Here is a 12,713-nt window from a genome sequence, read left to right as displayed (position 1 = left end):
AGAAGAATCATCTGGTGACTCCCAGAAAATAAAAATTGTTGGTGGTAGTTCTATTTGTCGTAAAGCCTTATGGCAGTGGATATTTACCCGTGTAGAAGTTAAACGTTGTCGCTTAAAAAATCCCATCGGCGAAGAATTGGGCAAATATTTGGATACACAAAAACGTGAGGGGAAGCCCGTTCAACTAGCGCGATCTCGCACGGCTGCAAAGGCTGTGAGAATGCTTTTTCAAGCACTAGTAGATGAAGTGTCCAAAAATCCACTAGAGTGAAATTGTCAGTAGCAAAACTGCCATTTCTTACCTTGCCTGGGAATTTGTTATGAGCATAAAAACGGTATCTACACAACCATTTACAGACCAAAAACCGGGCACATCCGGATTGCGTAAGCGCGTTAAAGCATTTCAACAAACCAATTATCTAGAAAACTTTGTCCAAGCAATATTTAACAGTTTAGAAGGCTATCAAGGACAAACCTTAGTTGTAGGTGGTGATGGTCGTTACTACAATCGCCAAGCCATCCAAATCATCCTGAAAATGTCCGCTGCAAATGGATTTGGCAGAGTTTTAGTTGGTCAAGGTGGTATTTTATCTACTCCCGCCGCATCCTGTGTAATTCGCAAGAATCAAGCCTTTGGGGGCATTATCCTTTCTGCCAGCCATAACCCTGGTGGCCCTGATAATGATTTCGGGATCAAGTATAATATTGGTAATGGAGGCCCGGCACCGGAGAAGGTAACAGAAGCAATTTATACCTATAGTAAGGAAATTACCAGTTATCAAATTCTGGCTACTGAAGACGTAAATCTTGATAAATTGGGAACATCTCAACTAGGTTCCATGCAGGTAGAAGTAATCGATTCCGTGGCTGACTATGGCGATTTAATGGCATCCCTGTTCGATTTTGACCTAATTCGCAAATTCATTGCTTCTGGCAACTTCCGCATGTGTATAGATTCCATGCACGCTGTTACCGGGCCCTATGCTATTGAGATATTTGAAGAACGGTTAGGCGCACCCATTGGCACTGTACAAAATGGTACACCCTTAGAAGATTTTGGTGGCGGACATCCAGACCCTAATTTAGTATACGCCCATGAACTAGTTGATATTTTATACGGGGAGGGGGCACCAGATTTTGGAGCAGCTTCCGATGGAGATGGCGATCGCAATATGATTTTAGGGCGTAAGTTCTTTGTTACCCCTAGTGATAGCCTTGCTATACTGGCAGCAAATGCCAAGCTAGTTCCTGGTTATAGTTCTGGTTTAGCAGGAGTTGCCCGTTCTATGCCTACTAGTCAAGCAGTTGATAAAGTAGCAGCACAACTGGGGATGGATTGTTATGAAACCCCAACTGGCTGGAAATTTTTTGGTAATCTCTTGGATGCAGGTAAAGCCACCCTGTGTGGTGAAGAAAGTTTTGGTACTGGTTCCAACCATGTCCGGGAAAAAGATGGACTGTGGGCGGTATTATTCTGGTTAAATATCCTGGCTGTAAAGCAACAATCTGTAGAGTCAATTGTCAAGGAACACTGGCAAAGCTATGGACGTAATTACTACTCTCGTCATGACTATGAAGAGGTGGATACTGAGAAAGCCAACACCTTAATGACAAATTTGCGTTCCTTATTGTCTACTCTCAAGGGTAAACAATTTGGTCAGTATCAAGTAGCGTATGCTGATGATTTCGGTTATACCGATCCCATTGATGGTAGTATCAGCCAAAAACAAGGTATTCGTATTGGTTTTAGTGATGGTTCGCGGATTGTATTTCGCCTGTCTGGGACGGGAACCCAAGGTGCGACATTAAGAGTTTACCTGGAAAGCTATGAACCAGATGTGGCAAAACAAAATCTCGATCCCCAACAAGCATTGGCAGATTTAATTACCTTGAGTGATGAAATTGCTCAAATTCGCCAGATGACAGGACGGGAAAAGCCAACTGTGATTACCTAAGCATTTAATTATTGATCTCACCGCCTCCCCATTGGGTCTTAACAGGTGACAACAAGGATAAAATGATGACTAGGGTTAGGGTTGAGGAGTCAGGGGTTAGGGAGAAATAAGCTCTAATTGCCCTTTGAATGTTAGATCACATCTGACATAAATAATATCTTAATTCAACCAGATGACGAGGCGACACGGGGATACGGGGACGCGGAGCGGGATGTGTCCCAAGCCCAGTGTCCTGAGCGATAAGCCCCAAGGGTCTGAGTCCTCCATCAAAATCTGCGATTTGATGGCTCTCGATTGGTAGGCGGTTCAAGCCCCACCACATCGGTGTCTCCGCGTCTCCTCGTCTCTTCTTGACAGGTCTAACTACTTGGAGGTTATTCACAGGTTGCAATATGAAAAGATGGGATTTCCTCATCACCTAACACTCAACCCCCAAACCCTGTCTGTATTTCAAGCTTATTGCCACCCCCTGAGCTATTGGGTAGATGTGAGGCTTGTTTCTACCCTCTCCATAGGCTTTAATTATGAATTTTGCTCTAAGTATTGATTAATATCGTCAATCACCCGCGTCAATTCGGCTTCTGTAGTTAGGCGAATATGAGAATCGCGGACTGTGATTAATACTTTAGCAGCAAAGGGTGTAGGCCAAATATTGGGGTTGCAAAAAATTTCTAAAAAAACCTCCCCTGTATGTTGGTACTCCATACTTTTTTGAGGATTAACTTTACTTTTTCCTGGAGCTGGATGAGTGGCAATAGCCTTTAAACCTTGCATTAATGAATTGATTTCTGCTTTTAATTCCTGAGCCGCTGCTGGGGAAAAACTAAATGAAACGGAACCTTCTACCAAGTTTAGGGTGAGATGAGTCGAGGACATGGGTGATTTATCAGAAATATATTGCTACAAGTACTATTTTCCTTGGTAGGTGCATAATATCCAAGGCTATACTATTTTAGATTTTGAGGATAGTGTGGTCTTGGGGATCCAGCGTTGTAGACGGTAAGTCACTACGGTGGACGGTAAGCTTACGTTATTCAGCAAGCCCTACATAAGCTTTTCTTTTTTTCCATCTGTCGCAATTGTTTTTCAAATTGGTGTAATACCATTAAAAAAAGAATGGGATAGATGAGTAGGGACACGGCATTAGAGTGATAATTTGATACACTAAAGGATTATGGATGCCGTGCCCTTACGAAAAATGTATTTATCGCAAAAATTATTTGAATTGGTGTAAGTTTTATCCAGGAAAAATATAAGTAATTTTAATAGCCTTAGTATTAATGCAAAAAAATATAATGTAAAGAATAGGTTAAAAGTCAATTTGTACAGATATTATAGCTCAAGCTATTTATAAATAGTCTCAATAAAATTGAATTTCTTATTTATATTACAGCCAAATAACATCTTTAGTAGGTAATAGTTATACAACTTTGGTTAGTATTACTTGGTGCATTAAGTTCTACAGTATAAATCTAAGAACTTAGTCCGAAATATAACCAATGATTGCCGACAACCGCACCACTGTCAGAAAAGTTTTAATAATTACTCTGCTGCTGAATATATTTGTCATGGTATTAAAGGCAGTAATTGGTTGGTGGACTGGTTCTTTAAGCTTATTAGCAGATGCTTTACATAGTGTCACCGATAGTGCTAACAACATTTTAGGATTAATTGCTAGTCGATTTTCTTCACCAAACCCTGATCGCGAGCATCCCTACGGACACCTGAAATTTGAAGCGGTAGGAGCTTTAGGAATTGCTGCTTTTTTAGGTATAGCTTGCTTTGAAATTTTACAAGGAGTTGTGGGGCGAATTATTCAAGGTGGTAGTTCTGTTCAAGTTTCTGCATCAGAATTGTGGCTACTATTAATTGTTCTAGGTATAAATATTTTTGTGGCGTTTTACGAGCGTCATGTCGGTCACCGGGTTGGTAGCCCAATTTTGATTGCTGATGCCAAACATACCATGAGTGATGTGTGGGTAACAATCACTGTAATTGTTGGATTGATAGGGGTTTGGATGGGCTATCAGTGGTTAGATATCGTGTTAGCTTTCCCTGTTGCTCTATTGGTATTCTCGAGTGGTTGGTCAGTTTTAAAAGATAATTTACCTTGGCTCGTAGATGAAATGGCGATCGCACCGGAAGTAATTCATGGTATTGTTCTTTCTGTAGTAGGGACAATAGATTGTCATGATATTGCTTCCCGTGGTGTGGTAGGTCGTCAAGTTTTTATTGAAATGCATCTGATTGTAGATGCTCATGATGTGGAAACTGCTCACCGCATTACTGAGGAAGTGGAAATGATTTTAGAAGAACGCTTCAGTCCTGCCAGAATTTTAATTCATGTGGAGCCACCCGCCTATCAATCCCAGCAAATTACCTTTGAATCGGAAGTAGGGTAGCAAGGAAACGGTGTAGCCAGCTTTACGGGAAGAGGGGTTAGGGGATAGAGTTTGGGGTGTAGGGAAAAAAAGAAAGTCTTGTTAAACCCTACACCCCAGACTCTTTCAAGAGTAGGGTTTTCATAATTTCAGAAATAATTGAAAAAATTATCAATCGTCTAAAGTGGTTAGGTCATTTCAGCGTTTAAGCATCGGTTGAAACGGAGAAAAAATTACCAAATACAAAATCCCTAGCAATAAAAGAGACTCCACACCCTTTGACTTTTTCACATCCCGACCAAACCTATGAATAGTAAATTTATTACTTATTCCTTACACATAGCCCTATAAATATGCCAGCAATATTAAAACCCGATCCAGTCCGTCTAGAAATATTTAAGAATCTCTATCAATTCATCGCGGAACAAATGGGAATTGTGTTGCAAAATACCGCAGCATCAGTAAATATAAAAGAACGTCTAGATTTTTCCTGTGCAATTTTTGATAGTTTCGGATCATTAGTTGCCAATGCTCCTCATATTCCCGTACATTTAGGCTCAATGAGTGAAAGTGTCCGCAGTTTAATTCATGATCAAGGCGACAGTATTAAACCAGGCAACGTCTATTTATCTAATAATCCTTATAATGGCGGTACACATCTCCCCGATGTCACAGCTATTACCCCCGTATTCCTAACGATAAATAACCATGATGGGAAACCGATGGAAAACATCACCCCGTCCTCTGGATTAGAGAAAGGGGAAGAAGAATCTCCAGCACCCATCTTCTACGTTGCTTCTCGCGGTCATCAAGCTGATATTGGTGGTATTACTCCTGGTTCTATGCCTCCCTACAGTCAAACAGTAGAAGAAGAAGGTATTTTGTTTGATAATTTTCTTTTAGTAGAACAGGGTAATTTCCGGGAAAATATAGTCAGGGAATTACTTGTAAATCATACCTATCCAGCCCGTAATCCCGAACAAAATATAGCTGATTTTAAAGCCCAAATTGCTGCCAATGAAAGAGGGGTACAAGAATTAGTAAAAATGGTTGCTCAATATGGACTAGATATAGTTCAAGCTTATATGAACTTTGTCCAAGATAATGCCGAAGAATTGGTCAGAAAAGCTATTGATGTTCTCAAGGATGGCTCATTTATTTATGAAATGGATACTGGGGCTAAAGTTCAAGTTAAAGTAACAATTAATCGCGCAAATCGTAGCGCAAAAATAGATTTTACTGGCACATCTCCCCAATTAAATAATAACTTTAATGCCCCTAAAGCAGTTACTCAAGCAGCAGTTTTATATGTATTCCGCACTTTAGTTGATGATAGTATCCCCCTAAATGCTGGATGCTTAAAACCATTAGAAATTATTATTCCCCCAGGTTGTATGTTAAATCCAACTTACCCTACAGCAGTTGTTGCCGGTAATGTGGAAACTTCCCAAACAATTGTCGATGCTTTATATGGTGCCTTGGGTTTAATGGCTGCTTCCCAGGGAACAATGAATAACTTTACTTTTGGTAATCACCACTATCAATATTATGAAACTATCTGCGGTGGTTCCGGCGCAGGAGTTGAGTTTGATGGTACTGATGCGGTACATACCCACATGACTAATTCCCTGTTGACAGATCCCGAAGTTTTAGAAACTCGTTACCCCGTAATCTTAGAAAGTTTTAGTTTGCGTCCCCATAGTGGTGGTAAAGGGCAATATACAGGTGGTGATGGGGTGATTCGTCGCCTGCGATTTTTAGAACCGATGACAGCTAATATACTTTCCAGCCATCGGTTGATTCCTCCCTTTGGTTTACATGGTGGAGAACCGGGAAACGTTGGGCGCAACTGGGTAGAACGTCAAGATGGAACTCGTGAGAATTTAGATGGTACAGCCACAGTAGAGATGGAAGTTGGGGATATTTTTGTGATAGAAACTCCTGGTGGTGGGGGATTGGGAAGTGATGGATTTACAAGTAATAAGTGAGCCATTGCGGTGGACGGTAAGCCATTGCAGTGGAAGGGTTTACCGGCATAAAGCAACTGGCGCAACCCGTAGGGGTTCCCCGGCATAAAGCAAATGGTAAACTCCAAAGGAGTAATAAGTTTAACCTCTGTCCTCAGGTGTACACCGTAGCCTTCTTCCACATGGGCACTTATTGAGAGGATAATGGGTCTTGAATTTGTGTACAATCAACTAAGCCTTTGTATGTTAGTGGTTGTGTCCCACCTCAATCAGAGTGAGATTCACTGCATAAATCCCAATTGCCATCGTCCTTATCCCCAACCGTGGGGAAATCGGTTTTGTAGTAGCTGTGGCTCACCATTGCAACTTGTAGACCGCTATATTCCATTAAGGCAATTGGGAACTGGTGGTTTTGCCCAAATTTATACTGTGTGGGATTCCCATACACAAACAGAGAAGGTACTCAAAGTTTTATTGCAAAATTCCGCTAAAGCACTGGATTTATTTGTACAAGAAGCAAAGGTTTTAGCCAATCTTAACCATCCCGGAGTACCGCATGTTGATACGGATGGGTATTTTCAGGTACATTTATCTGACCCCTCAGGACAGATAAACTTACCTTGCTTGGTGATGGAAAAAATTAATGGTTTGACCTTAGAGGAAATTCAAAAGCAGTATCCTCACGGTTGTCCCCAAGAAATGGTGTTAAATTGGTTGCTGCAAGCAGTAGATATTCTGCAACACTTACACCAACGTCATATCATTCACCGTGATATTAAGCCATCTAATTTGATGTTGCGTAATTCTTCCTCATCTGGATTGGGTGGGGAGTTAGTACTGATTGATTTTGGTGGGGTCAAACAATTTCGAGAATTAATACTCAAGCGACAAAATAGCTCTACCCGCCTATTTTCCTCTGGCTATAGTCCACCGGAACAAATTGATGGCGCTCATGTGGGAGTTCAAGCGGATTTTTATGCCCTAGGAAGGACAATGATTGTATTGCTGACTGGTAAACAACCTTCTGAACTAGAAAATCCCTTCAATGGAGAATTTAATTGGCTCCCAGAAATACAAAAAACAGGTAACGATAATATCAATCATAAATTGATAAATTTACTGAATGACATGGTGCAGCAGGATGTAAAATTGCGTCCTGCAAATGCTGGTGTGCTCCATAGACGTTTAAGCAAGATAGTTAAACAAGTCCCAGTTAACAAAGGATTAACCGCAATCAAACCAGATTTACAAACAGCGATCGCTAACCTGATTCAGGCGATCGCCAAAGTTAGTTTTAATCTGGGAAAAACATGTCTGCAAATAATTAAAGCATTTTTTTATACTATTTGGGCAATAATTCTCACCACTATAGGTGCTGGGACTGGTATATTTTCTGGTTTTATAGTATCGGAAAGGACTTTGTGGAGTCAACAAATTACGGATTTCGTGCATCAAACAATACCGTCATTAGCAACTGGGACTCAAACCTTCCTTGGTTCAGAAATGATTTTGTTCATGAGTGCTGGTTTGGGAACTGCATGGGGATTAACAACTGCGGGGGTCTTTGGTCAGCGAAGGCGCTATTTAGTCGCATCCCTAATGGGGATTACTGGCTATGGCTTGGGATACTTTGTGGGGCAATTGATGCAAATAGAATATGGTGAAGCAGGGATATTAGGAGGAATTTTAGTGGCAATTTCTCTGCTGACACTGGGTTTAGGGCTGCCTAGCCACTACATAGTTCATGCCATCATTGCGGCCTATGGAACCGCGATCACATTATCATTAGGCATTAGCTTAAATCTCCCCGTAGTACCACTGCAATGGGGTAATTTATGGGGAGATTTTATCTTTTTTGGTCTAGTTGGAATATCTATAAGCTTCTGGTTAGCCGTCAGCTACTATCTCATAGTACCAATATTACGCCTTATAGGTTGGCGGTAAGAGGCTCAGTGAGAAGATTACATAAGTAATTATACTTGCACCTCCTGGAAAATATTGACAAATAATAGTCCCCCCTAGCTACTCTGGTGATTGAGCTAGGGGGGACTCCATAAATCGTTGACTATAGAGGGTTCCGTATAAGCCTTGATATCCTTATTCTATGAAGCGGATGAGATTTCTACCACCATGAAAATAACTATTTACCATAGTTTTATGGTTGCTTTATTAGTACTTTATACGGAGATGTTGCTCACGGAATCGTATATTTTAAGTATATCAATATATACTTGTGTTAATTATCATATATGAAATTATCCCTAAAAAATATGCAGTTGAAAATTTTTGCTTCTATTACCCTATTAACTTTTCTGGGAATAGCACCCCAAGCTTGGGCAGTTAATCAAGGAGATTTAGAAAAGTTAAAGGAAACTAAAGACTGCCCTCGCTGCGACTTGAGCGGCGCTAATCTGAGTGAGATGAATCTATCTGGGGCTAATTTACGGAATGCAAATTTAAAATCAGCAATTTTATCCAAGGCTAATTTAGAAAATGCCGACCTGACCGGAACTAATCTAGAATCTGCCAAGCTAGATGGAGCAAACCTCAAAGGAGTTTCGTTTACTGGTGCCAATCTCAAAGGAGCATCCCTAGAAAATAGTGATTTGTCTTTGGCTGGTTTTATGGGTGCCAATTTAGAAGCAGCTAATCTCAAAGAAGCAACTGTAATGTTTACCAATTTTCGGGGAGCAAACTTCCGGCTGACAATTATGCCTAGTGGTTCTGATACTTCTGATAAACCATATGGATGGTCATTACAGCGTCAAATCCCCAAACAGTGTGATAAATTCAAGCCCGAAGATCTTCGCGGTACTACTTGTTACACAAATCAGTTTGACGCTGTTCCTGAATGATGAGGGGATTACTGAATTATGTTAATTGGCAAATCTAGAAATTTCAGTCTTGGTTGCTTGGAAGAAAGGCTTTTTCTCTAAACCAAAAGTCTTAGTAAATAGGGTATTGAGAAATGTTTGAATTTTTTGGTCATACACTTGTACCAACCGATTGTAACGCATCCTTTCCACGGCAATGCAGTTTTCAGTCCCAGTCAGCTCGTACTGGAGATTGATAAACACTTGAGATGATTGCAGTTTAGGATTGATAGCAGCATAATCCCGGAAACGTCCAATTGTCTGATTAACTTGTAAGATTGCAGCAGCTTTTTCTGTGAGTGTTCTCGCTTGCAAATAAGTTTGACCAGAAGAAGTAGGGGAAAAGGTGCAGTCTTGCTGGGGGGAATACCGTTTTCCCTTGCTGTGGAGCTTTGCGAAACAAGGTTTCAAACCCTCCGAAGTTGCTCTTGGAGGGAAATCCACAAGACCGCACTTCTCTGCAAATTTATTCGTGGAAGTTCTCCTTTTCTCCTTTTCTCCTCCCCAAGCCCTCCGCAGTTGCTCTAATTGGGGAGACCTCAAAACCACACTGCTCTCTATATTTTCTATATTTATATATGGGGTTCTTTTATGGGTAGGGATTTTGTATTTGGTAATTTTTTCTTCGTTTCAGCCGATGCTTAAATGCTGAAAGTTTCCGTTAAATTACCACCATCAAACGACTCAGAGGATGTTTGCTTTTAAGTGTGTAACACCAATGATTTGTTACCTGTTTAGCTCTTGATTCTGTTTTTTTATACCTTTTATTTTAGGAGTCAGTTTTTACTAAGCAATATCAGGAAATATTTCTCCACACTCTCCTATATATATTTTCTTACGCACTTGAGGATTAGCACGACAAAATATACAAAAAGTCAAAGTAAGTAACTATTGAAAAGTAAAGATTGATTGCAAAAATAGCACATTTAGAAATAGGAGTGATAACTTAGTAAGTGAAGCTAATAAGCTTCCCTGGCAGATTCAACAGCCTTGATGTTCAACATAGTGAAAGAGGTAAAAAAGCTGTTTCATTGTCTGTCTCGTCAACAAACGGCAACACCCACATCGAACGCTGATATTTCCTCATCTTAATGGTAAGAAGAGGGCTATGTAACTGAGCATGTACTTCATGGCGAGTGTGAAGTAATTTGAGTTCAGTTCACCCCTATGTAGTCTGAAGAAAGAGAGGAAAATCCCGAGCTAGTAGAGTGTTGGGTGTTGTTGTTTTTGAGATGTAGTTCAAACACATTATTATCCAAGCAACATCTTTAATCTGTAATATCTTCAATTTAACAGTAAACTTATTACTTATTACTTACACAAAAAAATAGCCCCCTAACATAAGGAGGCAGAATAATAAAAGCTATTTCACGTTTTAGCTAGCAATATATTCTTTGAAATTAGCGCGACGACGACGCATATGAGCAAGAGCTTGATGCTCTAACTGACGCACGCGCTCACGACTGAGATTTAATCGTTCACCAACCTTCGCCAAAGACATCTCATGACCATCATTTAACCCAAAGCGTAAGGCTAAAACCTCTCGCTGTTGAGGTGTCAATTCCGCCATCATCGTATTTAAATCTTGGCGCAAGAATTCCTGAATCGTGTAATGTTCTGGAGATGGACCATCATCTTCCAACATTTCTTGCAATTCAGTATCTTGGTTATCACCAACTCGTACATCTAAAGATACTGGCTGACGTGCCATATTTAGATACTCTCGAATCTGAGCTGGCTCTAATTCCAATTCTCTAGCAATCTCAGTTGGAGAAGGAGAACGACCTAGCTTTTGAGCTAACTCTCGCTGTACCTTTTTGATTTTATTCAGTTTTTCGGTAATATGGATTGGTAAGCGAATAGTACGTCCTTGCTGGGCAATTGCTCGCGTAATCGCTTGGCGAATCCACCAGTAAGCATAGGTGGAAAATTTATAGCCCCGGATTGGATCGAATTTCTCTACACCCCGCTCTAATCCTAAAGTTCCCTCCTGGATTAGATCAAGAAACTCCATATTACGCTTTTGGTATTTCTTGGCAATAGCAACCACTAAGCGTAAATTCGCTTCTATCATCTTTTGCTTTGCCCGTTTGCCTTGGTTGACAGTTTGTTTGACTTCTGTCTCGCACAAGTTTACATTTTCAGCCCATTCTTGTAAGCTGGGTTCACGCTGCAATTCCTTTGCCAGAGCCTCCTTGGCATCCAGCAAAGTCATCATTTGTTGTACCTGCTTCCCAAAGACAATTTCTTCTTCGCGGGTTAGCAGGGGTACACGACCAATCTCCCGCAGATAGGTTCGCACCATATCAGCCGTGAATTTGGTGTTTAGGTTTTCGGTTTGGGTTTTAACAGTAGGCATTGGTGCGTTGTCCTCTACTCCGTAAACATGATGAATCTTTCAACTAGAACGGATTGGGATAAGGTAGTATAAATCTTGCGTAAAATTTAAAACCCCCAAAGATACTCTCTTTCCATAGAACTTGTTAAGACTGTGAATCCTGGAGTTCAGTTCCCCCCACATCCCTAAATACTAGTAATTATTGAGTTCTCCGCTGGTTCTTGATAATTCTTCTTGTTCTCACTCCCTAGCGGTGATGACTCAATGTGAAGTCAGTATGAGTTCCACTTATTTCATATTACGACAAATTCAGGTGATAGTAAAGTGTTTTAGATAAAACTTTCAATTATAGTACATAATGGTTTCTCTTAAAAAAAATATGAACTTGTTGTCAGTAGCCCTTATATATATGTTGACGTTAAACCCTTGCTTAAGGTTGCTGAAAACTAGGGTAATAACCGAACTGACTCGTTGTAATATGTGGGGATGTTACGAATGATTACATTTGCGGAATCAAGGATAGATGACTTGTAGTTAATGTATTTTGTTTGTAGCGAAAGAGGGATATGATATTTTTTCCGGTGTTTAATCTACTATCTTTTTTAGATTCCAGCAAGTGTATCTACGAGCAGAGGATATTATGGGCTTTGAAAGATGAAAACAGATACAATTTTCTATACTCTGCCACAAAATCTTCCCAGTGTTCTATTTAAACTATTAGAACAACCTGCAACCCTAGCATCATGTTATGAGTTTTCTTCTGTGGAAGTCAAAGAACTCGCACGATGCATTGATGGAGTCTTTTTACCAAAATCTGACTTTCCTGGGGAGCCAATTTATTTTGTTGAGGTACAGTTTCAGACAGATGAGGATTTGTACTGGAGACTAATAACATCAGGCTGCTAATAAGCAAAATAGTGAAAAATAGGACTTTGTTGATTAAGGGGATGATTTTTATCTCACGCATTGACGCAGAGCTGCTTTCTGCAGGATAGGCGCAAAGGAGCAATATTTTTTTGGGCGAAAAATCTAAATTCATCCGGTATTTATGCAACACCAAAAATAGAAATCACTAGCTATATTTGGTAGGAGTTGGAAGTAATTTTTGATTTAAGTGAGTGGAAACAAACCCGTTTTTATCAAGAAGTTAGGGAAGAAACTAGACAGGAACTCAAAGAAGAGGTTAAGAAAGATATTAA

Annotated in this window: 9 protein-coding genes and 1 pseudogene; 7 read left to right on the top strand and 3 right to left on the bottom strand. The window is 40.2% G+C overall.

Features of this window, described 5'->3' with window-relative positions; all coding sequences use genetic code 11:
- Both CALSC_RS08870 and CALSC_RS08865 read left to right on the top strand, forming a co-directional pair.
- Nucleotides 1–271, top strand: a pseudogene (locus CALSC_RS08870) (IS110 family transposase); the annotation flags it as partial.
- 49 nt (nucleotides 272–320) lie between these two features.
- The gene (locus tag CALSC_RS08865) at nucleotides 321–1,955 is read left to right on the top strand and encodes an alpha-D-glucose phosphate-specific phosphoglucomutase (protein WP_088241001.1); all 1,635 of its coding nucleotides are present in this window, start codon (nucleotides 321–323) and stop codon (nucleotides 1,953–1,955) included.
- Between the two features lie 522 nt (nucleotides 1,956–2,477).
- Here CALSC_RS08865 and CALSC_RS08855 read toward each other — a convergent pair.
- A complete protein-coding gene (locus tag CALSC_RS08855; RefSeq protein ID WP_088240999.1) occupies nucleotides 2,478–2,831 on the bottom strand; it encodes a hypothetical protein in 354 nt (117 codons plus the stop codon).
- Nucleotides 2,832–3,454: 623 nt separating this feature from the next.
- Between CALSC_RS08855 and CALSC_RS08850 the strand changes: the two genes are divergently transcribed.
- The 4 genes from CALSC_RS08850 to CALSC_RS08835 all read left to right on the top strand — a co-directional run bounded on the left by CALSC_RS08850 (nucleotide 3,455) and on the right by CALSC_RS08835 (nucleotide 9,158).
- Nucleotides 3,455–4,357, top strand: coding sequence for a cation diffusion facilitator family transporter (locus CALSC_RS08850; RefSeq protein WP_088240998.1), 903 nt, complete (start codon nucleotides 3,455–3,457; stop codon nucleotides 4,355–4,357).
- A gap of 332 nt (nucleotides 4,358–4,689) precedes the next feature.
- Nucleotides 4,690–6,324 (top strand): hydantoinase B/oxoprolinase family protein, encoded by a 1,635-nt coding sequence (locus CALSC_RS08845; protein WP_088240997.1) that lies wholly within the window; start codon nucleotides 4,690–4,692, stop codon nucleotides 6,322–6,324.
- A gap of 198 nt (nucleotides 6,325–6,522) precedes the next feature.
- A complete protein-coding gene (locus tag CALSC_RS08840; protein ID WP_327331244.1) occupies nucleotides 6,523–8,247 on the top strand; it encodes a serine/threonine-protein kinase in 1,725 nt (574 codons plus the stop codon).
- Between the two features lie 326 nt (nucleotides 8,248–8,573).
- Nucleotides 8,574–9,158, top strand: coding sequence for a pentapeptide repeat-containing protein (locus tag CALSC_RS08835; RefSeq protein ID WP_088241002.1), 585 nt, complete (start codon nucleotides 8,574–8,576; stop codon nucleotides 9,156–9,158).
- Between the two features lie 21 nt (nucleotides 9,159–9,179).
- Here the strand turns inward: CALSC_RS08835 and CALSC_RS08830 are convergent, their stop codons facing one another.
- Nucleotides 9,180–9,725 (bottom strand): LemA family protein, encoded by a 546-nt coding sequence (locus tag CALSC_RS08830; RefSeq protein ID WP_235006732.1) that lies wholly within the window; start codon nucleotides 9,723–9,725, stop codon nucleotides 9,180–9,182.
- 826 nt (nucleotides 9,726–10,551) lie between these two features.
- Nucleotides 10,552–11,535, bottom strand: coding sequence for an RNA polymerase sigma factor, RpoD/SigA family (locus CALSC_RS08825; protein ID WP_088240995.1), 984 nt, complete (start codon nucleotides 11,533–11,535; stop codon nucleotides 10,552–10,554).
- 633 nt (nucleotides 11,536–12,168) lie between these two features.
- On the opposite strand from CALSC_RS08825, the gene CALSC_RS08820 reads away from it, so the two are divergent.
- A complete protein-coding gene (locus CALSC_RS08820; RefSeq protein WP_235006731.1) occupies nucleotides 12,169–12,420 on the top strand; it encodes an Rpn family recombination-promoting nuclease/putative transposase in 252 nt (83 codons plus the stop codon).
- The last annotated feature ends 293 nt before the right edge of the window (nucleotides 12,421–12,713 follow it).

Origin of the sequence: Calothrix rhizosoleniae SC01, from assembly GCF_900185595.1 — a bacterium.
Lineage (GTDB): Bacteria > Cyanobacteriota > Cyanobacteriia > Cyanobacteriales > Nostocaceae > Calothrix_A > Calothrix_A rhizosoleniae.
The sequence above is the reverse complement of the archived record's forward strand: the minus strand, read 5'-3'. Positions and strand labels throughout refer to the sequence as shown.